This is a genomic window from Dyadobacter linearis (assembly GCF_907165045.1).
GTDB lineage: Bacteria > Bacteroidota > Bacteroidia > Cytophagales > Spirosomataceae > Dyadobacter > Dyadobacter linearis.
Genome location: NZ_CAJRAU010000001.1, coordinates 843,221 through 870,141 on the forward strand (window position 1 = coordinate 843,221; position 26,921 = coordinate 870,141).

Consider the following 26,921-nt stretch of genomic DNA (forward strand, 5'->3'; position numbering starts at 1 on the left):
AGTACATTATGAAAAACTTTTTATACCTGATTGGGTTGCTGGCGCTGATCTGTGCCATGCCATTCCAGTCAAATGCGTCTTCCCACCGTGAAGCGCCCCTGATCTCAACAGATCCACTGGCCGATAATACCGATGTTTACGCTTTTAAAAGTCCGATGAACAAAGAGAACATCGTACTTGTAGCGAACTATATTCCATTCGAACATCCGGCGGGAGGCCCTAACTGGTATTCTTTCGGAGAAAATATCCGCTATGAAATCCACGTCGACAACAATGCGGGTACAACCGGAGCGGACATCGTTTATCGTTTTACGTTCAAAAAAGTAAATGAAGATCCGTCGACTTTTTTCCTTATCCGCCTGGGTAAGGAGAATCTTAAAACGACCTATACCTGCGAACGCAGTACCGACGGAGGCCAGAGCTTTACTACTATTATCTCAGATGGAACTGTGCCTCCTCCTCACATTGGCCCACGGTCGATCAAGGAGGCTACCGGCCTTAATACGACCTATGAAGCGCTGGTGACCAAATCCATTATGACCGCCAGCAGCGGCGAGAAGATATTCTGCGGACCAGTCGACGATCCTTTCTTTGTTGATCTAGGGGGCATATTCGACCTTGGAAATATTCGTAAGTCAGGTGGCCGCGACGCAGTGGCTAAGTTCAATTGTCACTCGATTGTGATAGAAGTACCCGTTGCTACGCTTCAAAAAGGACACAAAACCGTAGCGCAGGCTTCGAACATTCTGGATCCTGAATATGTGATCGGTGTTTATGCTTCTTCAAGCCGCAAGAAAATCACTACGCTTTATGGTGGCGGTGACGTAGGCTATGATGGTGATTGGGTACAGGTTTCACGTTTGGGAATGCCTTTGACCAATGAAGCGATCATTCCGATCGGTATGAAAGACAGGTGGAATGCAACTTCTCCGGCCAATGATCTTCAATTTGCAAAATACTTCACCAACCCGGAGCTGGCTTTGTACATGGACGATTCGCAGTTCGGTACCGCGGTTCCGGGACTGGCCGACTTGCGCATTCAGACCAAATCACTGGGATCGTTTGATTTCAGGAACGGCAAGCCGGGTCTATTCGGGTTGAAAGGAAATCCTGCATTGGACGGTACTGCATTGGCCGAGGCTGCTTTCGGAAGCGTTTTACTCCCTGATGCGATGAGTCCGCGTGCCGTGGATATCCTGCCTATATTCTATACAGGTGTTCCAAATTTACCTCCTTACCAGCTTGCTACGGGCAAAAACGGAAATCCGCTTGCAGCAGGGAAGCCATTTATCCACAACTTCCTCCCTACACTCGGAGATTGGTTAAGGTTAAATATGGCTGTGCCTGCAACACCGCGCACCGACCCTGCTTTCAGCTCACTGGGGCTGGTTCAGGCAGCAGCACTGGGATTAACGGATGCGAAATACAACAAAACTACCGATCTGCAATGGATACCTAATATGGACGGTTTCCCTAATGGACGCCGCCTTGAAGATGACGTAACAACCATTGAATTGCAAGCTGTCGGCGGTGTGGTTTTGGCCGCGATCGGATTATGGTATGACGATTATGTAGTAGGTGGAAATCCTGTTACACCTAATCTGGGAAGGGTATTGAGTTTTAATGCTGGTGTTACCAAAAATGACACGACATTGAAAACGACATTCCCGTATCTTCAAAATCCATGGCCTGGTTTCAGGGGACCGGGTTACGAAGGAACCAACCCATCGGAAATGCAGCCTTTCGCAGTTGCGATCACTAATTTCAATTGCACAACCGGTGCATTTACATTCAGTTCAATGGGAGCCGACGCAGGCAAAACTGTTGAATACTCGGCCGCTGGTGTTGTAAATGGTGTTTGGGGAACAAGTGTGGACCGTATGGTAGAATCGGAGCTTTTCATGGATGAAAATAGCAGCGGAGTACTTGTTGCGAAAGCGCGTTACGTGAATGACCCATCTTCGGAAGTAACCATGGAATACGATTTCCGCGCAGGCTGCGGCATGAACATGAGACAAGGCATTGCCGGAGCAGAAGGCACAGCAGTACCATTGTCGGCAGTTGTAATGGGTAATCCAAGTTCAAATGACGAGGTTACGATCGAGATCAGAGGAGCGGCCGGAAAACAGGTACAGCTGGATCTTGCCAATAGCAGAGGTCAGGTATTGCGCCAGCAGGTGATCAGCAAAGCCACGGCCGGAGAGCGCCGGTCGGTGAAACTGGGCGGGCAGGCAGGCATCTATTACCTGCGGGTGACTACGCCGGATGACAAGTATACTGTCAAGATTTTGCGCAGATAAGTATAGTAAGCAGTTTGTAAAAGTAAATGGCCGGGGACTGATCACGATCTCGATTTGAAATCATCCCCGGCCTTCTTACCTACCCTATCATTCAACCACGATCAACTATGAAAAAGATCATTATATTCTGCCTTCCCTTTTTTTTCCTGGTGCAAATGAGTTGTACCGAAAAGAAAAAAACCGAAACCACCGAAGTTACTACCGAAATCCCTGGCCTGTTTGAAAGAGAAGGCGAACTGGCCAGCGCAACGGAATGGGCGAAAACAAAGGAAAAAGTCGGCGAACTGAAAGCTAAGATTGCACAAAATCCGCGGGACGTGAAGCCCCGCCTGCAACTGGTGGTAATATACCTGGCCGAGGCACGGATCACCGGAGAACATCCCTACTACTATCCCGCGGCACTCCGCATACTGGACGGCGTACTTGCGATTGATCCTCAAAATTTTGAAGCGACGACTTTTAAAGCATCTGTAAAAATGTCGCAGCACCAGTTTCCCGAGGCGCGTGACCTTGCTGAAAAAGCGCGGAAGATCAACCCGGAAAATGCGTATGTGTACGGCGTGCTCGTAGATGCGAATGTAGAATTGGGCAACTACGATGAGGCTGTGGCAATGTCGGATAAAATGCAGGCGCTGAAACCTTCGCTTGAAGCGTATTCGCGCGCCTCTTATCTTCGCGAAATTTACGGCAACTATCCTGGCTCGATTGCAGCCATGAAACTTGCCGTACAAGCCGGACTGCCCGGTTCGGAGCCGCAATGCTGGGCTAAAAACACATTAGGACATTTATACGAAACAACCGGCCAGCTGAAAGAAGCGGAAACAGAATACCAGCAGATACTGGCAATGCGCCCGAGTTACGCATTTGCATTACGCGGGCAGGCACAGGTTTACAAGGCCAGAAACCAGTACGACCGCGCATTGGCTGAACTTGAAAAAGCCGCTGCCATCATGCCGGAATATTCTTTTCATGAAGAAATGGCCGACATATATTTGCTGAAAGGAGATCAGCAAAAAGCAATGAAGAAATATGCAGAAGTAGTGACTATGCTTGATGAAGATGCGCAATCCGGGCACGCTGTCGATCTGGAATTGTGTAAACTTTATACAAAACTCGGACAGCTGGACTCGGCCGCAGCTTACGGCTTGAAAGAATATGCCAAGAGACCGAAGAACATTGACGTGAACCATGCGCTGGCTTACGTTTACCTGAAAGAAAAGAATAACGAAAAGGCATTACAACACATAAAAGTGGCATTAAGCACCGGCACCAAAGATCCGGAGGTATTGCAGATCGCAAGTGCGATCGAAGTTGCACTGGGCAATAAGGCGCAGGGAGACAAATACCTGGCTGAGGCAAAAAGAACCAATCCCAAGTACGCACAGGAATCGAGATTATGAAAAAACATTTACTCCTGCTCTCCTTTATCTTCGTCAGTTTCATCTCGTATGCGCATTTGGGCGGCATTTCGGGTATAGTCACCCACCAGGCGACGAACCTGCCGATGAGCGGCGTAACCGTGCAGCTCACCGGCCTCGGGAAAAGTACAGTCACCAATGAAAATGGGAAGTACCAGTTTGAAGGGTTGGTGTCTTCGAAATACAAAATCGAGTTTTCGCACGTCGGCTACAAGCCGCAGGTGATTGAAGTTGTGGTTTCTGATAACCAGACGCAGTTTATAAAAATGCTGCTTTCAGATGCGGACATTGAGCTGAGCGAGGTAGTTGTTTCTTCCCAACGTGCGCACGATCAGCAGCTGATCAACAGTGTCGATATTAAACTCAGACCTATTACCAATTCTCAGGAAATATTGAGAATGGTACCTGGTCTCTTCATTGGTCAGCACGCCGGCGGCGGTAAAGCGGAGCAGATCTTTTTGCGCGGTTTCGATCTGGACCACGGCACGGATATTCGCCTGACGGTTGATGGAATGCCCGTCAACATGGTGTCGCACGCGCACGGCCAGGGTTATGCCGATCTGCATTTTGTAATCCCGGAGCTCGTTCAGGGTGTTGATTTCAAAAAAGGGCCTTACGCGACGGACAAAGGCAATTTCACGACTGCCGGCTGGGTTGATTTCCGTACAAAAGACGCATTGGAGAGGTCGTTTGTGAAACTTGAAGCGGGGCAGTTCGATACTTACCGCGCCGTAGCGGGTATTGATCTTCTCGGACAAAAAGGAAAGGACAAGAGCCAGGCGGCATACATCGCATCGGAGTATTCATTTACCAATTCCTATTTCGATAACCCGCAAAATTTCAACAGGCTGAATGTATTCGGGAAATACCACGGCCACATTACGCCCAGCACTAACCTTACATTCACTGCTTCAACATTCTGGAGTAAGTGGAACCATTCGGGGCAGATTCCCGACCGCGCGCTCGAATCGGGGCTGATCGGCTTTTACGGTTCCATTGATCCTACCGAAGGCGGGGAAACCAGTCGCACGAATGCGAACGTGCAGCTGGTGACAGTTACGCCATCTAATTTCGTGATCAAAAACCAGCTTTTTTACAGCAATTACAACTTCGAGCTTTTTTCCAATTTCACATTTTTCCTCGAAGATTCACTCAATGGCGATCAGATCAAGCAGAAGGAACAACGCAATTTGTACGGTTACAACGGGAGCATTTCAAAGCAGGCTTACGTGGGCAAATCCAGCTGGACCACGACTGTTGGCGTGCAATACCGTCACGATCTTACTGACCGAAGTGAGCTTTCGCATACAAAAGACCGTTCAGTAACCCTCGATCCTTACCAGCTTGGCGATGTAAACGAGCTGAATGCGTCCGTTTATGCCGATGAGCTGATACAGATAAACGATCGGTTTACGGTCAATGCGGGTGTGCGACTCGATTATTTCCGGGCCAGCTACCAAGACTACCTTTTGCAGCCGGTAACCCGTAATCACGCAGCTGACGCGATAATTTCTCCCAAACTCAACTTTTATTACACTTTCAACCCGCGCGTTCAATTGTATCTAAATTCGGGAAAAGGGTTTCACTCCAATGACACCAGAGTAGTGGTGCCGCAGGGAGGTAAGCAAATTTTGCCGGGTGCTTACGGTTCCGATTTCGGGGTGATTTTTAAACCGTTTCCAAAGATGTTTATCAATGCCGCAGCCTGGTATTTATGGATGCAGCAGGAATTTGTATACGTGGGAGATGCCGGGGTAATCGAGCCGAGCGGGAAGTCAAAGCGGCAGGGACTGGACCTGTCTGTGAGGTACCAGCTTACTAAATCGCTTTACGCGGATGTGGACCTGAGCACAGCAAAACCACGCGCAATAGGCGAAACGGAAGGAATGAATTACCTCCCGCTCGCGCCCGTATTCACGTCCACCGGCGGACTTTCGCTTCAAATGCAGAACGGGATCAGTGGCTCACTAAGGTACCGTTATCTCGCCAATCGAGCCGCAAATGAAGACAATTCAATTGTAGCGAAGGGCTACTTTGTGGGTGATATGCAGCTCAACTATGCCAAAAAGAACTATAATCTCGGTCTTTCAGTACAAAACCTTTTGAATACAAAATGGAAAGAGACGCAGTTCGCAACTTTAAGCAGGCTTAAAAATGAAACTGAGCCCGTGGAAGAAATCCATTTTACACCCGGAACACCATTTTTCGCAAAGCTTAGTCTTACATTATTTTTCTAAGCGTAATAGTTTCAAGTCACTTTCCGACAAAAAATCAAGCTGGAAGAGCCGTATTCTTGTTAAAAGCCGTTACGAAGACTCATATTTGTAATACATTTATAGAGGGCGAAACGCTGATTTAATACAAGAAAACATTGAAATACTTTAAACTCATTGTGCTGCTTTGTTTGATCCTGACTGCCTGTTCCAGGAAAGAATCGAAGCAGTATACGATTGGCTTTTCGCAATGCACGGGCGCCGACGATTGGCGTAAAACCATGCAGGAGAGCATGTATCGCGAGTTGTCTTTCAATCCGGAGATCAACTTTGTGATGAAGGATGCGGGCGGACAAAGCCAAAAGCAGATCACGCAAATTGAAGAACTGCTCAAACGAAACATTGACCTGCTGATTGTATCGCCCAATGAAGCCGAGCCGATTACACCCATTGTAGAAAAAGCCTATCAAAGCGGAATTCCCGTCATCATTCTGGATCGCCGGACCAATTCGGATCAATATACAGCCTATGTAGGCGCTGATAATGTGGAAGTCGGGCAGATTGCCGGAGCTTATACCAATACACTTCTGAAAGGGAAGGGAAAGGTGATCGAGATCAGTGAAAAGCCAGGCTCGTCCGCGGACATTGATCGCCATAAGGGTTTTATGGAAACGATCACCCGCTATCCGGGCATCAGGCTGACGGCAAAACTGGATGGCGATTGGGACAAATATTCTTTCGAAGCTCCCCTAACCAAACTGCTACAAACGCATACGGACATTGACGTTATTTTTTGCCAGAATGATCGCCGTGCGCTTACTGCTTTTAAGGTTTGTAAAAATTTAGGTCTTGAAAAAAAGATCCGGTTAATTGGTGTAGACGGCCTAACCGGGCCAAACGGCGGCATTGATCTTGTTGATAGGAATGTTTTAAATGCTACTATTCTATATCCGACAGGAGGAGAAGAAGCTATCCGAACCGCGATTTCTATTCTTCAAAAGAAGCCGTTCAAGAGGGAAAACCGCTTGCAAATCACCATGATCGATTCGACGAATGTCAGGATCATGAAGTTGCAGAGCGAGAAACTGGTGGCGCAGCAGCAGGACATTGAGCGTCGGCAGGAAAAAATTGAAGAACAGCGCGCGATCTCTGAAAACCAGAGCATTGTCATTTACACCGTTTCCATCACGCTTGCATTGGCACTGATTTTCGGGGCTATTTCCTTTTATTCTTTACGCGAAAACCGCAAGATCAACAAGCGGCTGGAAGTGCAGAATCATGAAATATCAGACCAAAAGAACCAGATCGAGCAACTGGCGCAAAGTGCTGAGATCGAGAATGAGGCCAAACTGAAATTTTTCACCAACATTTCGCATGAATTCCGCACGCCGCTGACATTGATTTTAGCACCGATTGAAGATGTTTTAGCCAGCGAAAAAATCCGTGATCCCTTGATCAAACAAGAACTTTTACTGATTCGGAAAAACACATTAAGGTTACTGCGCCTAGTGAGCCAGCTGATGGATTTCAGGAAACTGGGAAGTCATCGCATGCAAGTGCGCGCTGCCGAGCACAATCTGGTGGCATTTGTTAAAGACATTATGGTGGCCTTTGAACGCATTGCTTCCAAACGAAAAATTGATTTTCAATTAATCGCTTCCGATCCCGAAGTGATGGTCTGGTTCGATGCCACGATGCTTGATAAGGTGATTTTTAACTTGCTTTCCAATGCATTCAAGTTCACGCCGGATAAAGGAAGGGTTTATTTGTATATCAAAACCATTTCTTCTGATCAGGCGCAGATTACGGTGGAAGACAACGGAATAGGCATGACTGAATCGGAAGTTGCGCACGTTTTCGAAGTTTTTTATCAAGCCGAAAGTGGCTATAAAGCATTGGGAACCGGACTTGGCCTGGCGCTCTCCAAAGAGTTAATTTCACTTCATAAAGGAACAATTGCGGTTCGCAGCCAGCCTAATAAGGAGACAGCATTTACCATTGAACTGCCGCTGGGTAACAAGCATTTCCAGGAAGATGAATTACAAACCGGGCACGCGGAAGATTTTTCTATGGTCCAAAACTTTGAAATTCAGGAAGAAGATCCGGCTTCGAATAATGCTTCTCCCAAGGAGGTTTCAACTCATGAACAATCTGTCCTGCTCATTGAAGACAACAATGATCTGGTCAGGCTTTTGGAACAAAAACTAAGTGTCAATTACCAGATATTGGTGGCTAATGACGGCGAGGAAGGTTTGAGGCTGGCATTTGAGCACATTCCCGACCTGATTGTGTGCGATGTGACATTGCCTAAAAAGGACGGCTTGGGCGTGAGCTCGATCCTAAAATCCGATTTTAGGACGTCGCACATTCCGGTGATTTTACTAACCGCCAGAACCACCATCGAACAGCAGATCGAAGGCATTCAAACGGGCGTGGATGCTTACATTACCAAACCGTTCAACCTGCAATATGTGCAGGAAAGCATTAAGACTTTGTTGAAAAACCGTTCGGTGCTGCGCGAACATTATACGAGTGAGCTGCCCATTGAAACCTCATCGGGCACGAATCCTAACAAACTGGATAAGAAATTTATCACGCAGTTCACTGCATATATTGAGGAGCGTTACGATAATTCCGAGCTCAGCGTAGAAGACATTGGAAGAGACCTCGGCATGTCGAGGGTACAGCTTTACAGAAAAGTGAAGGCTTTGCTGGGCATGAGCGTGAATGAATACATTCAGCAGGTAAGGCTCAACAAAGCCAAGTTCCTGCTACGCCGCGACGATCTGACCATTGCAGACATTGCCTATAAGGTCGGATTTTCCTCCCCTACCTACTTCTCCACGGCTTTCAAAGGGAAATATAACCAAACCCCTATGGAATATAAGAAATCATAAACAGCCGGATTTTTATTCAAGATTTTCAGTTAATCGTTCAATCCTGCTTCCAGTAAATTCATAAAAAATGATACAATTTTGAAACAAGATGTATCAAAATTGAAAGGTTAAGGATGTATCAAATTTTAAATCGCAAGTTAATTTACTGATTATCATCATTATAACCTTCTAAAATACCACTGTATCAAAGTTTAACTTTATTGAGATATTATTTAGTTATTCCGGGCAGCAAGTGGCGGTAGTTTTGACAAAAAATCAGAACTACCAATGAAAAACAGTAAGGTATTAGTTTGGTCGATCGTCGTTGCGCTTGGCGGGTTTCTTTTTGGATTTGATACGGCCGTGATCTCGGGGGCGGAAAAAGCCATTCAGCATTTATGGGATCTGTCCGCAGTCGAGCACGGGTTCACCGTTTCCATCGCATTGATAGGAACTGTTCTTGGCGCAATGTTAGGCGGCATTCCGGCTGACAGACTGGGAAGAAAGACTACCCTATTCTGGATCGCCGTCTTATATCTGGTTTCTTCGCTCGGCTCGGCGCTCGCAACAGATTGGTACGTTTTCATTTTCTTCCGCTTCCTCGGCGGACTCGGCGTCGGCGCTTCATCCGTTGCTGCCCCGATGTACATTTCAGAAATCTCTCCTGCCAAGTCACGCGGGAAAATGGTTGGGCTATTTCAGTTCAATGTCGTTTTCGGAATTCTCATCGCTTACTTCTCTAATTACTTCATGCAGGATATGGGCGACAATGCGTGGCGCTGGATGCTGGGCGTGCAGGCTTTGCCCTCGCTGATTTTCTTACTCGCAATTCTTTACGTTCCTGAAAGTCCGCGCTGGCTGATTATGAAAAAAGGCGACGTGGCGCAAGCAAGAGAAATCCTGGACATCATTGATCCCCAAACCAGCGAAGAAACATTGTTTGCGATCATGAACTCGAACGAAGAAACCAAAGACAAACCTTCTGCCCGGCTGTTTTCTGCCAAATACAAAACGCCTGTAATGCTAGCCATTCTGTTCGCTGTTTTCAACCAGGTTTCAGGAATTAATGCCATCATTTATTACAGTCCGCGCATTTTTGAGATGACGGGATTGGGAGCAAAAGCCGCTTTTTTATCTTCTGCCGGAATTGGTTTCGTCAACTTCGCTTTCACACTTTTAGCCATCAACTTTATTGATCGCTTCGGCAGGCGCACATTGATGGCGATTGGCTCCGTGGGTGTCATTATCACACTTGGATTGGTTGCCAGGGCATTTTTTATACAGGATTTTACGGGCGTTCCGGTTTTCCTGTTCGTTTACATTGCCTTTTTCGCATTCTCACAAGGAGCGGTCATTTGGGTTTTTATATCTGAAATTTTCCCAAACGAAGTGCGTGCAAATGGTCAGGCGCTGGGAAGCTTTACCCACTGGTTTATGGCGGCCGTCATCGCCTTTTCTTTCCCGATCATTTCCGAATATCTGGGCGGCGGAATTACCTTTTCCTTCTTTGCGATCATGATGATTTTGCAGCTCATTTTCGTGTGGCGCATCATGCCGGAAACTAAGGGAACCTCGCTGGAAAGGACGGATAAGACAATGGTTATGCACTAGCCAGCTTTTAGCTGTTAGCCTTTAGCGATTAGCTGTTAGCTGTTTATAAATGGTTGATTGATTCTACAAAAAAAGCTAACGGCTAATAGCTAACGGCTAATTAGCGATTAGGCTTGACTAGCACATTATTTCAAAAACTGATTTTCCTCACTACTTACCCCAATTATATGACACCAACAATAACCGTTTTCGGAGAAATGCTTTGGGACATGCTGCCTTCTGGCAAGCAACCCGGCGGAGCGCCTATGAATGTGGCCATCCACCTGAAAAACTTCGGCATGAATCCAGCCTTCATCAGCCGCGTAGGCGACGACGATCTGGGGGTTGAACTCATGGATTACCTTAACAAGCAGAACTTTAACACAGATTTTATCCAAACCGGAATTACACATCTCACCGGTATAGTAAAAGTTAACCTGACGGACAAAACCGAAGTAACCTACAAAATCGTGCAGCCTGTCGCCTGGGACTACATTATGACCACGCCTGAAAACAAAGAGTTAGTAAAGAACTCAGATGTGTTTGTCTACGGCACGCTTTCCGTTCGCAGCCAGCAGTCGCGCAACACACTTTTTGAATTATTGAAAGATGCAAAACTGAAAGTGTTTGACGTCAACATTCGCCCGCCGCATCTGGACAGAGCCACCACCGAATATCTGCTGGAACAGGCTGACATTGTTAAGGTAAATGAGCATGAGCTCAACACCGTTTGCACCTGGTTTGGCATTCAACCCGAAGTGGAAACGCAGATGAAATTCCTCTACGAACGCTTCAATCTGAAACTGGTATGCGTAACGCTCGGTGCCGATGGTGCGGTTGTTCTTTCCGGTGAAGGATTTCATTCTCAGGGCGGATATGTCGTGGAAGTGCAGGACACGATTGGCAGCGGGGATTCCTTTCTGGCGATGTTTCTCAAAGAGTACATTTCCGGCTCGTCCATTCCCTCAGCCCTCGAAAAAGCCTGTGCAGTTGGTGCATTGGTTGCCTCCTATTCTGGTGCTACACCTGTGATTGCCGAAAAAGAAATTGCTGATTTTTTAATCAATAATCAAATCAATCATGTTTAAAAGACTACCGCTTCTGGCTTTTGCCATACTCTGTTGGGTGCAACTTGCGGCTGCTCAATCCAACATCACCGGAACTGTGAAAGACGGCGCCGGCGTGACGCTCCCCGGTGTAAGTATCCTCGAAAAGGGTACAACCAACGGCACATTATCTGACGCCGATGGAAAGTACAGCATCGGCATTAACAGTGGCGCAACGCTGGTTTTTTCTTACGTGGGCATGGTGCCCAGTGAAGTGATTCCAGGTACGAATAGTGTCATGGATGTGACGCTGGAATATGATTCAAAAAGCCTGAATGAAGTGGTTGTTACCGGCTATCAGTCTGAGCGAAAGAAAGATATCACAGGTGCGGTGAGTGTGGTGAGCATTAAAGACATTAAGGACAGTCAGGTGGGTAACCCAGCAAAAGCATTGCAGGGAAGAGTGCCGGGTGTGTTGATCACCACGGATGGAGCGCCCGGTGGCGGTGCCACGGTAAGGATCAGAGGCGGCAGTACATTGGGCAATAATGATCCGCTTTACATCATCGACGGCATTCCGACCAAAAGAGGATTGAATGAAATAAACCCAGCCGACGTGGAATCTATCCAGGTTTTGAAAGATGCTTCGTCCGCGACTATTTATGGTTCTCGGGCTGCAAATGGTGTTGTGATTGTTACGACCAAAAAAGCCAAAAACGGTCAGTCGCGGTTGAATGTAAACATTTCCACTTCAATTCAAGATTATGCCTCAAAGCTGAAAACTTTGAATGCCGACGGTCGCGGCCGCGCTTACTGGCAGGCAGCAGTCAATGACAAAGCAGATCCAAATGCCAACCAGATTTACCAATACGATTGGAATAACGACTTTAACAGTCCGTCTTTGAATCAAGTAAAATATCCTGAATTCATTGATGCGGCAAAAACGATGAAGCCTGCCAACACTTATTGGTACGATGAGATTGCACAAAAGTCTATTATTCAGTCGTACGATATGTCTATTTCCAATGGTTCTGAAAAAGGAAATACCATGTTTTCGCTGGGTTATTACGACAATAAAGGAGTTGTAAAATCGACGCATAATAAAAAGTACAATGCAAGGCTGAACACGGATTTCTCGCTCTTTAAGTCCAAGTTGAAAATCGGCGAGAACCTGTCTGCTACTTACATCCAGGATGTGCAGTCCCCGACGGCCGATATATTGTTTGCATCGCTGGTTTCACAGCCCGTTGTGCCGGTTTACACGGTGGATGGCGGCTGGGGCGGCCCTGCGTCGGGAATGACTGATCGCCAAAATCCGGTAAGGCTTATTGAGGACAACAGGCAGAATAAAGGCAACTTCTACCGGCTATTCGGAAATGTATTTGCTGATCTGGAAATTATCCCAAAACTGCATTTAAAAACCAGCTATGGAATTGATTACAGCGGTGGTTACAAGAGATTGCTTCGGAAGTCGTACACCTCCGGTTTCTTGTCTGATCCAACCAATCAGGTTTCCAATTTCCAGGACTATTCGGGAAATTCGATCTGGCAGAACACATTAAACTATGACATTCAGACCGGCAAGCACCAAATTGGAGTACTGGTTGGACAGGAAAGTATCCGATATATCGCCCAGGAATTTTCGGCAAGCAGAAGAGGCCTGGCATTGGAGAATATCAATTATTCCTATCTGAATGCCGGAAGCAACAACATTAATAATGGCGGCAGCGGCAGCTCGAATTCACTTTTCTCCTATTTCGCAAAGGTTAATTACACTTACGCCGACAAATTCCTGGCATCGGCAACCGTCCGCCGCGATGGTTCGTCACGCTTTGGAAAGGAAAACCGCTTCGGAACATTCCCTGCATTTTCATTGGGTTACCGTTTGAGCGAAGAAACATTTATTAAAGACATTCCCTTCATTTCCTACTTGAAACTGAGATATGGCTGGGGTCGCTCGGGCAACCAGGAAATCCCGAACAATGCGACGCAGTCTTTATACTCAGCCATTTACGGCAGCGATCCAACATGGGATTTTGACAATGGCAGCGCGTATGACATTGGCGGAAACGGCACGGGCCAGCTTCCGTCCGGATTTACATTAATCCAACAAGGCAATGATGCCCTAAGATGGGAATCGCTCGCGGAATCTAATTTTGGTGTCGATTTTGGTTTTTTAAACAACACATTAACTGGTTCTGTTGATTATTTCCAGAGAAAAACGTCCGACATCCTGATCAGCCCCGCATATCTGGCTGTGATTGGCGATGGTGGAAACAGATTTACAAACGGCGCTTCGATGAAAAACAGCGGTTTCGAAGCTTTGCTTTATTATGACACAAAAATCGGCAACGATCTGAGAATCAACCTGACGGGAAACTTCTCCCTGTATCGCAACAAGATCACGTATTTACCAAAAGAGGTGATTGCATCCTATCCGGGAAATGGAACGGACAAGACCATTCTGGGTCGCCCGGCTAATTCATTCTTTGGATATGTAGCCGACGGCATATTCCAAAATCAGGGCGAAGTAGACAATGCTGCAACCCAGCCGGGAAAGGGTGTTGGCCGAATCAGATATGCAGATTTGAACAGTGATGGCACCATTGACGCGCAGGACAGGGATTTTATCGGAAACAGCACCCCGAAATATATGTATGGCTTCAACACTTCCGTAAGTTGGAAAAATTTCGATCTGAGCTTTTTCTTCCAGGGAATCAATGTAAAGGTTCAGAACGAATTCAAAACCTACACCGATTTCTCATCACTTTGGACGGGCACCAACTGGGGTGAAAGAACCCTGGACGCATGGACGCCTCAAAACACAAGTTCTGATATCCCCGCTTTAACATTGGTAGACAGAAATAACGAAGGCCGCTTCTCGACTTACTTCATTGAAAACGGTTCCTATTTGAAACTGAGGAACGCGCAGATCGGGTACAACTTCAAAAGTCTGAATGCTCTGAAAATCCAGAGCGCGAGACTGTATCTGCAAGGGAGTAATCTGTTTACCATTAAAAGCAAAGCTTTCACAGGCCCCGATCCGGAGATTCCAAACTTCGCTTTCCCCATCCCCGTCATAGGAACCATTGGACTGAATGTCACTTTCTAAATTCTGAAATCATGATCACTAAAAAAATAATATACGCCCTGACATTGCTCATGGTGCTTTTCACAGGCTGCGATGATGCGCTGGTAGAACCTGCCCAAGGTGTCATTTCGGGCGACGATTTGAATACGCCTGAAAATGTCGACAAAATGGTGGTAGCAGCTTACTCCGCACTTGGAAACGACCATTACACCTCCCCTTTTTCCAGCATGTGGGCGTACGGAAGCATTCGCGGAGGCGATATGTACAAAGGCGGCGACGGCCCAGGTGATTTGTCCGAATTCCATTTGTTCGAAACATTTTCCCTGAACCGGGTTGATAATGCCTTGATCGACCAGGTTTGGTTCAGATTGTATGTGGGCATCAGCCGGACTAATGATGCGATGCGGAGAGTCAGTGCATTTTCAGACGCGGAATATCCCGAAAAAGCAGCGCGTATGGGTGAACTCAATTTCCTGAGAGGACATTTCTATTTCCTGCTGAAAATCTTGTTCAAATATGTCCCGTATATCGATGAAACCATTGCCAAAACCGACTATCCGACCATTTCAAATGATAAGCTTTCAAATGATGAACTATGGTCAAAAATAGAAGCGGATTTCCGGAGTGCAGTTGACAGGCTTCCTGAGAATCAAAGTGACAAAGGCCGGGCTAACAAGATTTCGGCAAAAGCCTATCTGGCAAAAACACTCTTGTACAAAGCTTACGAACAAAACGAAACCAATGCCGTTGTATCGATAAATAAAGCCTTGCTGACAGAAGTAAATGCGCTTTGTGATGAGGTGATCAACTCCGGAAAGTATAACCTGAGCGCCGATTATGCTGACAATTTTCTAACAGCAACCGAGAACGGCCCCGAATCCGTATTTGCCATACAATACTCAAAAAATGACGGTACGCCACTCGGCAGGCTGGATTACGGACATGCGCTGAATTACACCATGAACCAGGAATACGGCTGCTGCGGTTTCCACGTTCCGAGCCATGACCTGATCAATTCCTTCAAAACCAGCGCTGACGGATTGCCGCTATTTCAAACGTATGCTGCCAATGACGTCGCAGCCTCCCTTGATTTTCAGACCAGCTCTTTCGATCCGCGGCTTGACCACACTGTGGCAAGACCAAATGCGCCATTCAAATATGGAAAAAGCTATGTATTCCAAAAATCCTGGGCTCGTGCTCCGGCGGTTTACGGTGCTTTTGCAAGCATTAAGGAAGTGGTTTTACCAACGGATCCATCTTTTCAAAAGGTGCCGCCATTTATGTCCAGCGCTAAAAACTGGCAGATTATCCGGTTCGCCGATGTACTGCTTTGGAAAGCCGAAGCATTAATAGAATTGGGTAGACAAGACGAAGCACTTCCTTTGATCAACAGGATCCGCGCCCGCGCAGCCACAAGTACAGGTTTGCTGGTAGCAGCGGATGGAAAACCCACAGCAAATTTCAGGGTCAAACCATATGTTAAGAGTTCGGACTGGACACAGAACTATGCAAGAACGGCGATGCGTTGGGAAAGACGACTTGAATTTGCTGGCGAGGGTTATCATTTCTTCGACCTGGTTCGCTGGGGCGTTGCGGCTGAAAACATTAATGCCTATTTCGAGATTGAAAAAACAAGGGCAACGCATTTGGGAGATGCGAAATTTACAGCAGGCCGGGATGAATATCTGCCTATCCCATTGAATCAGATCAATTTCAGCAGCGGCTTGTACAAACAAAATGCAGGATGGTAAATGTGAGAACTGTTCTGGCCCAAACACAATTAAATTACGATATGAAAAAAATAATCATTGCCTTACTCCTTATCTGTGCCATAACCGGCTCGAATGCTATTGCTCAGGCTTTTAAAGAAAAATACCGTCCGCAATTTCACTTTACGCCCAAAGCCAACTGGATGAATGATCCGAATGGCATGGTGTATCACAACGGGATTTATCATTTGTTTTATCAATACTATCCAGACGATAAAATCTGGGGACCCATGCACTGGGGACATGCCACAAGCAAGGATATGATCGCATGGAAAGAGCAGCCGATTGCTTTGTATCCGGATAGTCTGGGTTACATTTTTTCGGGAAGTGCGGTTGTTGATAAAAATAATACGGCAGGATTTGGCAAAGACGCATTGGTTGCCATTTTCACGCATCATGACCCGGTTGAGGAAAAAAAGCAAACTGGTAAACACGAAACGCAAAGCATTGCATACAGTCTGGACGACGGTAAAACCTGGACTAAATACAAAGGCAATCCCGTAATCCAGAATCCGGGCGTAAGCGATTTCCGTGACCCGAAAGTGAGATGGTTTGAGCCGCAGAAGAAATGGGTGATGACTTTGGCAACTAAGGATCGCATTACCTTTTATTCTTCCCCTGATCTGAAATCCTGGACGCGCGGAAGTGAATTCGGGGCGAATGAAGGCGGCCACGGCGGCGTTTGGGAATGTCCGGATCTTTTCCCGATCAAACATGAAGGAAAAGATATCTGGGTGCTGATCGTAAACATCAATCCGGGTGGACCGAACAAAGGCTCAGCAGGACAATATTTCCTTGGCGATTTTGACGGTAAGACATTCACTTCCAATTCCAAAGAAACCAAATGGCTGGATTTTGGAACAGATAATTACGCAGCTGTAACATTCGCCAACACAGGCAACCGCAACATTCTGATGGGCTGGATGAGCAACTGGCAATATGCCAATCAAGTTCCGACAGATCCTTGGAGAAGTGCGAATACGATTGCCCGTGAGTTGGGGTTGAAAACAGTCGGTAAAGAAACTTACCTGACGTCGGTCCCTGTGAAAGAACTGGATGTTTTGAACACCACCACATTTTCAATGAAGAATGTAAAGGTGAAAGACCAGCTGGATCTGACGGACAAAGCAAAAAACAAAACCGGACTTTTCCGACTGGATTTAACGACCAAAAACACAGCAGATTTCTCAATTGTACTGGCCAATGAAGCGGGCAACGAATTGATCGTTGGTTATGACAAAGCAAAAAATCAGTATTACATTGACCGCTCGAAATCAGGTGCCATTGATTTTGAAAAAGGTTTTGGAGAAAAACACATTGCACCCAGATTTGCAACGGGAAGTGATATTCCATTAACATTAATTGCAGATGTCGCTTCCGTGGAGCTATTTGCCGACAACGGGCTAACAGTAATGACGGATATTTTCTTTCCTGAAACTCCGATGTCCAAACTTTCTATCAAATCCGTTTCGGGGATTAATGTTGATAATTTGAAATACACGGTTTTGAAACCTTCGGTAGAATGATTGAATATCTAACGAAATACAGGAGCATTACATGCGATTGCATTGAATATTGCCAGTCAATGAAATAGGGTTGCAATGGTCTGCAAATCATCAAGCAACCGGCTCGACATTTGTTCCGTTGCGGGTACAAAAGCCCTTCAACTTGCGTTGAAGGGCTTTTTGCTTTTCCAAATCCACAAATAAACGATTTTAGGTTTCTGAGGGTGTTCACTGGTTACCAAGTTATTCATATGTTTTAACCCCTTGGGCGATGATACAACTTCCAAAAAAGGCGTAAAAGATCCATACACAAGGCACCCTCAATTTGGATACAACATTTCCTGTTTCGGCTACAAGCGCTGTGTTGCGATCGCGGAATTTTGCTGTGTAAAAATTTAAATGATATGCAGACAGAAACAAAGAAAGTGGCACTGGTAACAGGAGCAAATACAGGCGTGGGATACCAGATCGCGCAATCACTTGCTGATGAAGGCTACACGGTTTTCGTTGGTTCCAGAAACAAGGACAAAGGTGAGATTGCCGTTACCCAGATCGGTAAACAATCAAAAGCGATTCAATTGGATATTACCGATTCCCAATCCATCGATGCAGCGGTAATGCAAATTCAAAGCGAAGCGGGATACCTGACGCTGCTGGTCAATAACGCGGCCATCTCGAATGCGGGGAAACCCGGGCGCAAGATGGAAGAGGTTCTCGGGGCTCAGCGCGCCAGTATCGTACCAATCGACGAAATGAAAACGGTTTGGGAAACGAATGTGTTTGGTACCCTTGCCGTGACACAAGCCTTTTTACCTCTATTGAGTAAGGCTGAGAAAGCACGGATTGTGACCGTGTCGAGCGCACTGGGTTCGCTTACTTTGAATGCCAATCCTGCAAACCCCTACCGCTCAGCCTTCGATGCAGCTTATGGGGCATCCAAAACCGCGCTCAATGGCGTTTTCCTTTCACTGGCCATCGATTTGGCAAATACCAATATCAAAGTACACCTGGTAAGTCCTGGTTTTACGGCAACGGCACTCAATAATTTTCAGGGAACCGATACGGTGGAGGAAGGATCCATAGAGCCAATCAGGGTGGCTTTGTCAGAAGACCTGCCGACAGGGAGTTTTACGGGACCCGCTCATTATGCTGGATCAGACAACATTGTTCCGTGGTGATAGTAAGAAAGTCAATATCCTGTGGCTGGAAACAGTCACGGGGTTTTGGTACATTTATATGATGAAAAATAAGGAAGACAAATTGATACGGTTCATAACGATATCGGAAACGCATGAGGCCTTCGGTTTGCCCAAACCCCAACATCCGTTGATCAGCCTCGTCCTTTTCAATGAGAGCAACCCCTTCAATACAAGCATGGCGCCGATCTACGACCTGCTTAGCTTCTACAAGATCACCTTCATCACCGATAACAATGGAAGGCTAAAATATGGAAGGGACTATTACGATTACGATGAAGGAAGCATGCTGTTCCTGGCACCTAACCAATTAGTAGGCAGCACAGATTATAATAGCAAAACCTACTGTTACATCCTGCTCATACACCCCGATTTTTTACTGGGTCACCCGCTGGCAAGTAAGATCAGGCAATATGGCTATTTCGCATATTCAGCGAATGAAGCACTGCATTTATCGGACACAGAAAAGGAAAACATCCTTTCGATTTACAGGAACATGGAAAAGGAACTCAGCAGCCGTGTGGATGAATTTAGTCAGGAACTCATGATCGCCCATATCGAATTGCTGCTGAGCTATGTGAACCGCTATTACAAGCGGCAGTTCATTACCCGCAAAGTGGTCAACGATGATATCCTGTCGAAAACAGAAGCCATACTGGATAACTATTTGAACAGCCAGCAATCCCTGCATGACGGGGTTCCTACCGTTCAATTTCTCTCTGAAAAACTAAACCTTTCGCCAGGTTACCTAAGCGATATGCTCCGTTCGCTGATCGGGCAGAATGCCCAGCAGTACATCCACGAAAAAGTAATCGAGAAAGCAAAAGAGCGGCTGACCACAACGCAGTTAAGCATGTCCGAAATTGCATATGAGCTCGGTTTTGAGCATTCGCAAAGTTTCAGCAAGCTTTTCAAAAACAAAACCAATCAATCTCCGATGGAATTCAGGGCATCGTTCACCTAATAACATTCGCTTAAAGGCAACATGTCAATTACCTGAACCGGTCTGTCAGGGAAACGACGGGCAAAATTTACTGATAAAACCAGCGTGCTTTGTAAACTTTCATGTCGGGGAATGCAAAACTCCGTTCCGGCCTAAGGAATCGTACATGATACGTCCACCAGCTTTTTTCAGGGATAGTGAAAATGTACTGGCCAGCGCTATCACGGTTCAGACTTTTAATATTCTCTGCATCGGGAAAACCGCTGATCTTGGTAAACTGATGATTGTTAAGATTGAAGGTCCAGGCACCCGTGTGTTCCGTCACAAAAAGGGTATTCTCATCTGAGGTAAGCCCCAGCTCATGCCCGCCTTCGCCAGGGATTTTCCAGTGTGCATTCAAGCTGAGACTTTTTCCGTCTACTATTTTGTATTCCCTTAAAACATCAAATCCCAAAGCAAATAAACTCTTTCGCTTAGCATCCCACACAACCCCGTGAGCTGAATACAGGCTGTCCGTAAAAAGCGGCTCGTTGGGTTTTTTGATATCAAAAAGCATGATCTTGTTTCCATTCGCGTGCGTCGAGGCAGCAGCTGCTATCTTGTTACCTGGGAGAATTGCAACGGAATGTGCGTTAGGTACTTCGGCATAGAAAACGACTTTTTTATCGGACACATTCAGGATTGCAATCGCACCTGAGGACGATGAAATCAGTATTTGTTTTCCATCGTTGATAGCCTTGCAATCATCGGTCGAATTGAACTTTCTGTTTCTGAAAGTTTCCGGAAGATCTTTTGCCAGATGCGCATCCCAGCTCCAAATGATCTCAGGAATGCTGTCACGGGACTTGTTGTAATGCACGATCAGGATCTTGCTATCCCCGCAAACGAGAAATGACTTTGGCGGAATGGATTGCGCGTATTCCTGATTGATCCACGCTTTTTTCAAAGATTCGTAATTGGGCTTTAAATCTTTAAAGCTGTAATTGTTGTCGGCCTTCTTCACAGCCTCGTACATGAACGAGCCTTTATATCCGACTTCGACGAGCGCTGAGATGACTTCGTTCCAATCGATGATACCCTTCCCAGGCAGCCAGTGGCGCTCGTTTACATTATCATAGTCGGAAATGTGAACTGTACGGATCCGTTTATTCACCGCCTTTACAAAATCCTGGGGAGTCTCTTTCAATAAATGGTTGGAATCAAAACAGATACCGATGTTATCAATACCGTCCAATATTTGCAGGATCTCCTTGCTTGTGTTGCCCAGGCAGGTGCGGGGAAGGCATTCGATGTTAAGCGAAGCACCTTTTTTCTTGCTGTACACTGAAAGCTCTTTCAGCGACTCCCGGCAGGCCGCTATCTTTGCCGCCCGCTCCGAATCCGGAATTGGCTCGGTACTCGGATGAATCACAATTTGCTTGACCTTCATTTCCATTGCCAGGTCGATGTATTCCTTGGCATTGCGCAAAATGTCTGGCCTCTTCTCAGGATCAGTTTCCGCCAGGTCAAACTTTTTGCCGTAAGGTATATGTGTCGACCAGATTACAAGACCCGCTTTTCTAGCATTACGATGAAAATCCTTCGCGAAGGCCAGGCGTTCCGCCGGTGTACCATTTACGAGTTCCGGTTTCCAGTTAACTTCAATATGCTCAATGCCGCTCGCTTTAACTTCTTTCAATGTCTCAGGAGTCAAATCCGGGAACAGGCCGGAAGCTGTTCCCAGCTTCCAGCTTTCCGGAATTCTTTTTTTACCCTGAGCCAAACAAGGTTGAGAAAGATAGCCTGCCGCAAACACGGTAAGCATTACAAGGCATTTCATTCTCAAAAGGCCTGAACCCATGTTTTTCGCAGTTTTAGTATCCAATGTTTTGATCTAGTTTAGGGTTTCTGTCACGCTGTACATCCGGGATAGGCCACCAGTAATCCCGCTGGGCATTGAATGTGCGGCTCATAATGGGTTTTGCGTCGTAAGTAAGAACGGGCGCGTTAAGTACCACTTCGGCAGTTTTCCATCTGCGGATATCCGTGTAATACAGCCCTTCGCCCGCAAATTCAATGCGGCGTTCCAGGCGGATTATCTCACGCATTTCGGCTTTGGTCTTTCCTGCAGCAACGAGTGGCATGCCTGCGCGAGCTCGTATTTTGTTTACTGCGTCCAGTAATGAAGCGTCAGGCGCGGCCAAAGCTTCGTTTTGCGCCTCGGAATACATCAGCAATATGTCCGCATAACGGATTAACATATAGTTAATCTCCGAGCGGCTTTCCTGAACGTTATTGCTATTGGCTTCCTTGTCATAAATGGTGTATTTCTTGGTACCATATCCGGTTACTACAAATCGGGCTGGGGTAACCAGCTGGCCCTGGAACATATCGCCGGGATACACGATAGTTTGGTACATACGCGGGTCGCGGTTGTCGTGCGGACTGGCCGGATCATACAAAGGCGACTGAGACTGGGGCAGCCCGTCTTTCATCAGATAGGCATTTACCAGGTCACGCACGGGTGCATTGGTATTGTACTGGCGGCCGATCAGGTCAAAAGAGCTGCCGAGCTGGGGCGCCATGAACTGAACGTCAAAGATCGATTCGCTGCTATTTTCATTTGCTGGAAGAAACAACCCGCGGTAGTTTGGAAAAAGTGCGTAGCCGGTTCCGGGAAGGTCCATCACCGCTTTGGCGGCATCGGCAGCCAGCTTCCATTTAGCAGCGTCTCCTGAGGTGTTGATTAACGGGCTTGCTTCGAAAAGGAGCACTTTCGCTTTCAAAGCCAGCGCAGCACCCTTGGTAGCCCTTCCAATGTCAGTAGCAGCGGAGTATTTTACCGGAAGCACAGCAATCGCTGCGTCCAGGTCTTTCAGTACCTGCTGTACTACTTCCTCCCGCGAATTCCGTGGCAGCTCCGACTGGGCAGCCGGGTCCGGCTGGTCGAGGATCAGCGGCACGCCACCGTAGTAGTTTGCAAGCGTAGAATAATACAATGCTCTCAAAAAGGTTGCTTCGCCCTTCATGCGATTTTTCAATGCAGCATCCATGGATACGGCATCAATTTTTGCAAGAAGCGAATTGCAACGTCCTACTCCACGGTAGGCGTCGTCCCATCTGCTGGTGATGATTGCTGAATTGCTGGCTGTCTGGGTACCGGCCCCGATCACATTCCAGCCTCCGGAGTTGTCATAGTTATATGCATTCGGTGTCGCGGTTTCCTCCCAGAGCGGAGTCGCGGTTCCACCAAATATGCCTGCATTGCGTAACACAGCATAACAGCCGGTAAGCCCCATGGTGGCATTGGATTCAGATGTCCAGAAGGTTTCCTCAGTATACCGGTCATTTGGCTGCACATTCAACATATCGTTTCCGCAACCGGCCATAAACAGACTGAGCGTAAAAACGCAGATTATCTTTTTCATAATATCTTTTTTAAGGGTAGGTTAGAAAGTAACGTTCAGGCCAAAGCTTACGGTCTTCAGCATCGGATAATCATAAAGGTTATCGGCGGTGATATTACGTTCAGGATCAGAGTCTTTATACTTGGAAAAAGTAAAGAAGTTCTGAACATTGGCAAACAGGTTCAGCTTGCTGATAGATGCTTTTGAAATCCATTTCTCAGGAAAAGCATAGTTAAGCTGAATGTTCTGGGCACGCAGGTAAGATCCGCTTCTCAGCCAGGCAGTTGAGGCCTGGTAGTTTTCCGAAGCGCCTTGCGGCGTGGTCAGGATAGGTAGCTTTGCGCCCGTATTTTGCGGTGTCCACGCATCGGTCGCCCATTCCTTGGTGAGTCCGGCACCGTTATTGACGGGATACGCCAGGTTAGCAGTAGGATAAATATTGATTCCCTGCACACCCTGGAAGTAAGTATTGAGGCTAAACTGTTTGTAAGTCAGGTTTATCGCAAAGCTGTAATTCCATTTTGGAATGGACGAGCCGGTAATAATACGGTCGTCACCATTGATGGTACCATTGCCATCCATATCCTTATATTTCAAGTAACCCGGTTTTACTGCGTTGCTCACCTTGGCGCTGTTGTTTACTTCTTCCTGCGTCTGGTAAATCCCATCGCTTTGCAGCAAATAGTAAGCGTCCAGCGGGTAACCTTCTTTGTATATTCTTCTTCCGGTGATAACAGTTTCACCATTCAGGTCGACAACCTTGTTTTTTACGTAACTGGCGCCTGTACGTAATTCGTATTTAAAAGCACCAATCCGGTTTCTATGGCTGAGCGTAACCTCAAAACCTGTGTTATCCACCACACCTATGTTTCTTTGAGGGCCGTTCAATGCACCCACCTGAGAAGGGATGGCAACCTGGCGTAAAATACCTGAAGTCCGTTTTTTGAAAACTTCAAATTCACCGGAAAGCTTGCCAGACCAGGCGTCTACATCCAACCCTGCGTTATAGGTAGTGGTTGTTTCCCACGAAATATTCGGATCGTTGTAAGATGTGGAGGCAGCACCTGGCTGAAGGACATTACCAAATGAATAATCACTGCCCAGGCTTACCACATTGAGGTAACTGTAAAGCGGCACAGCCTGGTTACCCAGCTTCCCGATCGAGGCACGGAGCTTCAACAGATTGATAACGTTGGAGTCAAAGAAGCCTTCCTGGTCAATGCGCCATCCGGCAGAAAGACCCGGGAACACCCCCCAGCGATTATTCTGGCCGAAACGCGAAGAACCATCATATCTTATTACTGCTTCAAGCAGGTATTTTTCCTTGAAATCATAATTTACCCTTCCAAAAAAGGAAGTAAGCTTATCGCGCGTTACCTCGCCGCCTATTACCGGGTTCAATGAACTTGCTTTCAGGTCAGTGAGCGTGTTTCCGGAGAGGTTTTCTATGCTTGCGTTGAACAAGCTGTTGTCAAAATCATTATAGCTTGTTCCAACCAATGCAGATAAGTGGTGATTGCCTGCAAATGTTTTATCCCAGGAAAGTGTCTGGAAAAAATTCAGGTTCAGATTGCTTATGTTGCCATTGTAAGAAACCGTCTGCCCATAGTTCATCACTGCCAGCGTGAGTGGATCGTAGGTATTTACCCTTGAATTAAAACGTCTTTCGACATTATCAAGCTTGTCGATACCCAGGTTAACGCTGTATTTGATATCATACGGAAGTTGATAATCAGCAAAAAGCTTGGCAAAAATCCGCTGAACGGTAGGCTTACGATAACCTTCCCTGACCAATTTCATTGGGTTTTCGATCAGGTTACGTCCAGGGGTACGGAATACCGTGTTGCCATACCTTCCGTCCTCAACATACGGCGTGAAGATAGGTAAGACCCGCATCAGGGAACCGAAGTATCCCGAAGTTGCGTCAGCAGGTTCGGTGGATTTTCTGTAATTGGCGATGATATTGGCTCCAACCCGCAGGTTTTTTGCCACTTGTGAAGACAGGTTCAGATCGATTGAATAGCGTTTTGCATTGTCATTTGCAATCAGCACACCCTTCTGGTCCATGTATCCCAGCGACAATTTGTAAAGCATTTTATCACTCCCTCCTGAAAATTGAAGATGGTGCTGATTGAGCGAGCCGTTCTTCATCACCTGGTCGAACCAGTTGATGTTGGGGTAAGCATAGGGATTCGTAGCCATACCGGCCCGGTACTGCTCAATTTGAGCATCCGAATAATCAACTACTGTTTTGCCTTCATTGCGTAATGCCTGGTTTTTGAGCTGCATATACTGGATCGGGTCCCAGATCACGTCGGGCATCATCGTCGGGCTTTGGATACCGTACGAAAAGTTGTAGCTGATCTTGTTTTTGCCTGCTACTCCGGTTTTCGTTGTGATCAAAACAACCCCGTTTGCAGCACGCGACCCGTAAATGGCAGCTGATGCATCTTTAAGAACGGTAATGGTTTCGATGTCATTAGGGTTAACCTCATTCATATCATACTCCATACCGTTTACCAAAACGAGCGGGTTGCTGTTGTTGGTCGTACCTACACCCCTGATGCGAATGGTCGCGTTATCAGCCCCGGGCCGTGATCCCGATTGGTTGACCCATAACCCTGATACACCATGAAGTGCCTGGCTGGCATTAGTTACAGGTGTATTTTCCTTGGTTTTCATGTCCAACATGGAAAGAGCGCCGGTCAGGTTTACTTTTTTCTGCGTTCCGTAGCCCACCACTACCACCTCTTCCAGGGCTTTGGTGTCCGGTTTCAGCGTGATATCCAGCGTGGTTCTGCTACCAACTATGCTTTCCTGCGTTAAATATCCGACAAACGAAAACACCAGAATGTCGGAAGCATTCTTCGTTACAATCTGATATTTTCCATTGACATCGGTTGTGGTTCCCTGCTGGGTGCCTTTCAGCAACACACTGACGCCGGGTAGGCCAGCTCCTGTTTCATCCACTACCGTTCCCGAAATAGTCTGGTCCAGCGTGTATGGAATGAATCCGGTAGGGCTGCCTGCGGGCGCCTTTTCTTCCTTTTTTTCGTTCTTGAGTAAAATCCGGTTTTCAGAGACAACGTAGCTGACCGATATCGGCTTGAGAAGCTCTTTCAGAATCGCATCCAGGTTTCTGTTTGTAGCCTTGATATTCACCTTTTGATTGATATCAACCGCACTGGAACTATACACAAAGCGCACGTTGGTCTGACTTTCGATCGACTGGAGAACCCTTTTAAGTTTTACATTCTCCATTTCCAGGGAAACGGGCTTGCTGAGGATTTCCTGGCCTTCGGCTTCACGGGCGTAGGAGAACCCGCAGAAAAGTAAAATGATGAGAATCTGGTGAAATGACATTTTCATTGTGTTCCAGACAGGGGCTGGAATCTGTAAATTTTTGTGCATAAATTGGCAAATTTTAAGTTTTGACAGGACTTCAACTGGTACATTTCCATAAGTGTCATGGCCTCAAATTGACGTTTGAGTGATGTACTCTTGTTAGCCGGCAATATTGACGTATTGCCGGCTTTTCATTGTTGGGGGCAACTTTTAAAGGGTTTAGGAATTTTTTAAATAAGGAAA

14 protein-coding genes are annotated in these 26,921 nt (G+C 46.7%); 11 read left to right on the forward strand and 3 right to left on the reverse strand.

Features of this window, described 5'->3' with window-relative positions; all coding sequences use genetic code 11:
• Positions 1-8 precede the first annotated feature (8 nt).
• From KOD92_RS03430 to KOD92_RS03480, 11 genes are all read left to right on the forward strand, one after another.
• Positions 9-2,300 carry a DUF4331 family protein gene (locus tag KOD92_RS03430; RefSeq protein WP_215232106.1) on the forward strand — a complete coding sequence of 764 codons (2,292 nt, stop codon included), beginning with the start codon at positions 9-11 and terminating at the stop codon, positions 2,298-2,300.
• Between the two features lie 107 nt (positions 2,301-2,407).
• Complete coding sequence (locus tag KOD92_RS03435; RefSeq protein ID WP_215232107.1) at positions 2,408-3,700, forward strand: tetratricopeptide repeat protein; 1,293 nt, start codon at positions 2,408-2,410, stop codon at positions 3,698-3,700.
• Positions 3,697-5,955, forward strand: a complete 2,259-nt coding sequence (locus KOD92_RS03440) for a TonB-dependent receptor (protein WP_215232108.1) — start codon at positions 3,697-3,699, stop codon at positions 5,953-5,955. The genes KOD92_RS03435 and KOD92_RS03440 overlap by 4 nt, the downstream gene beginning before the upstream one ends.
• A gap of 134 nt (positions 5,956-6,089) precedes the next feature.
• A complete protein-coding gene (locus KOD92_RS03445; protein ID WP_215232109.1) occupies positions 6,090-8,828 on the forward strand; it encodes a substrate-binding domain-containing protein in 2,739 nt (912 codons plus the stop codon).
• Positions 8,829-9,095: 267 nt separating this feature from the next.
• A complete protein-coding gene (locus KOD92_RS03450; RefSeq protein ID WP_215232110.1) occupies positions 9,096-10,418 on the forward strand; it encodes a sugar porter family MFS transporter in 1,323 nt (440 codons plus the stop codon).
• A 167-nt stretch (positions 10,419-10,585) separates the two neighbouring features.
• A complete protein-coding gene (locus KOD92_RS03455) occupies positions 10,586-11,485 on the forward strand; it encodes a carbohydrate kinase family protein (protein WP_215232111.1) in 900 nt (299 codons plus the stop codon).
• Positions 11,478-14,555 (forward strand): SusC/RagA family TonB-linked outer membrane protein, encoded by a 3,078-nt coding sequence (locus KOD92_RS03460; protein ID WP_215232112.1) that lies wholly within the window; start codon positions 11,478-11,480, stop codon positions 14,553-14,555. The genes KOD92_RS03455 and KOD92_RS03460 overlap by 8 nt, the downstream gene beginning before the upstream one ends.
• Positions 14,556-14,566: 11 nt before the next feature.
• On the forward strand, positions 14,567-16,285 hold the full coding sequence (locus KOD92_RS03465; RefSeq protein WP_215232113.1) for a RagB/SusD family nutrient uptake outer membrane protein: 1,719 nt from the start codon (positions 14,567-14,569) through the stop codon (positions 16,283-16,285).
• 41 nt (positions 16,286-16,326) lie between these two features.
• Positions 16,327-17,829 carry a glycoside hydrolase family 32 protein gene (locus KOD92_RS03470; protein WP_215232114.1) on the forward strand — a complete coding sequence of 501 codons (1,503 nt, stop codon included), beginning with the start codon at positions 16,327-16,329 and terminating at the stop codon, positions 17,827-17,829.
• Positions 17,830-18,212: 383 nt separating this feature from the next.
• The gene (locus tag KOD92_RS03475) at positions 18,213-18,986 is read left to right on the forward strand and encodes an SDR family NAD(P)-dependent oxidoreductase (protein ID WP_215232115.1); all 774 of its coding nucleotides are present in this window, start codon (positions 18,213-18,215) and stop codon (positions 18,984-18,986) included.
• On the forward strand, positions 18,955-19,968 hold the full coding sequence (locus KOD92_RS03480) for a helix-turn-helix domain-containing protein (RefSeq protein WP_310589430.1): 1,014 nt from the start codon (positions 18,955-18,957) through the stop codon (positions 19,966-19,968). Before KOD92_RS03475 ends, KOD92_RS03480 begins: the two co-directional genes overlap by 32 nt.
• A gap of 67 nt (positions 19,969-20,035) precedes the next feature.
• Here KOD92_RS03480 and KOD92_RS03485 read toward each other — a convergent pair whose 3' ends face one another.
• Genes KOD92_RS03485 through KOD92_RS03495 form a run of 3 tightly spaced genes read right to left on the reverse strand, consistent with a single transcriptional unit; the run spans position 20,036 to position 26,744 of the window.
• A complete protein-coding gene (locus KOD92_RS03485) occupies positions 20,036-21,751 on the reverse strand; it encodes a DUF6528 family protein (RefSeq protein WP_215232116.1) in 1,716 nt (571 codons plus the stop codon).
• 49 nt (positions 21,752-21,800) lie between these two features.
• A complete protein-coding gene (locus KOD92_RS03490) occupies positions 21,801-23,354 on the reverse strand; it encodes a RagB/SusD family nutrient uptake outer membrane protein (RefSeq protein WP_215232117.1) in 1,554 nt (517 codons plus the stop codon).
• A gap of 21 nt (positions 23,355-23,375) precedes the next feature.
• Positions 23,376-26,744, reverse strand: coding sequence for a TonB-dependent receptor (locus KOD92_RS03495; RefSeq protein WP_215232118.1), 3,369 nt, complete (start codon positions 26,742-26,744; stop codon positions 23,376-23,378).
• Positions 26,745-26,921: the final 177 nt, after the last annotated feature.

Coding starts and splice junctions, on each gene's coding strand:
- KOD92_RS03430 (WP_215232106.1), top strand. CDS start 9: ATGAAAAACTTTTTATACCTGATTGGGTTGCTGGCGCTGATCTGTGCC.
- KOD92_RS03435 (WP_215232107.1), top strand. CDS start 2,408: ATGAAAAAGATCATTATATTCTGCCTTCCCTTTTTTTTCCTGGTGCAA.
- KOD92_RS03440 (WP_215232108.1), top strand. CDS start 3,697: ATGAAAAAACATTTACTCCTGCTCTCCTTTATCTTCGTCAGTTTCATC.
- KOD92_RS03450 (WP_215232110.1), top strand. CDS start 9,096: ATGAAAAACAGTAAGGTATTAGTTTGGTCGATCGTCGTTGCGCTTGGC.
- KOD92_RS03455 (WP_215232111.1), top strand. CDS start 10,586: ATGACACCAACAATAACCGTTTTCGGAGAAATGCTTTGGGACATGCTG.
- KOD92_RS03460 (WP_215232112.1), top strand. CDS start 11,478: ATGTTTAAAAGACTACCGCTTCTGGCTTTTGCCATACTCTGTTGGGTG.
- KOD92_RS03465 (WP_215232113.1), top strand. CDS start 14,567: ATGATCACTAAAAAAATAATATACGCCCTGACATTGCTCATGGTGCTT.
- KOD92_RS03470 (WP_215232114.1), top strand. CDS start 16,327: ATGAAAAAAATAATCATTGCCTTACTCCTTATCTGTGCCATAACCGGC.
- KOD92_RS03475 (WP_215232115.1), top strand. CDS start 18,213: ATGCAGACAGAAACAAAGAAAGTGGCACTGGTAACAGGAGCAAATACA.
- KOD92_RS03480 (WP_310589430.1), top strand. CDS start 18,955: ATGCTGGATCAGACAACATTGTTCCGTGGTGATAGTAAGAAAGTCAAT.
- KOD92_RS03485 (WP_215232116.1), bottom strand. CDS start 21,751: ATGCTTACCGTGTTTGCGGCAGGCTATCTTTCTCAACCTTGTTTGGCT.
- KOD92_RS03490 (WP_215232117.1), bottom strand. CDS start 23,354: ATGAAAAAGATAATCTGCGTTTTTACGCTCAGTCTGTTTATGGCCGGT.
- KOD92_RS03495 (WP_215232118.1), bottom strand. CDS start 26,744: ATGCACAAAAATTTACAGATTCCAGCCCCTGTCTGGAACACAATGAAA.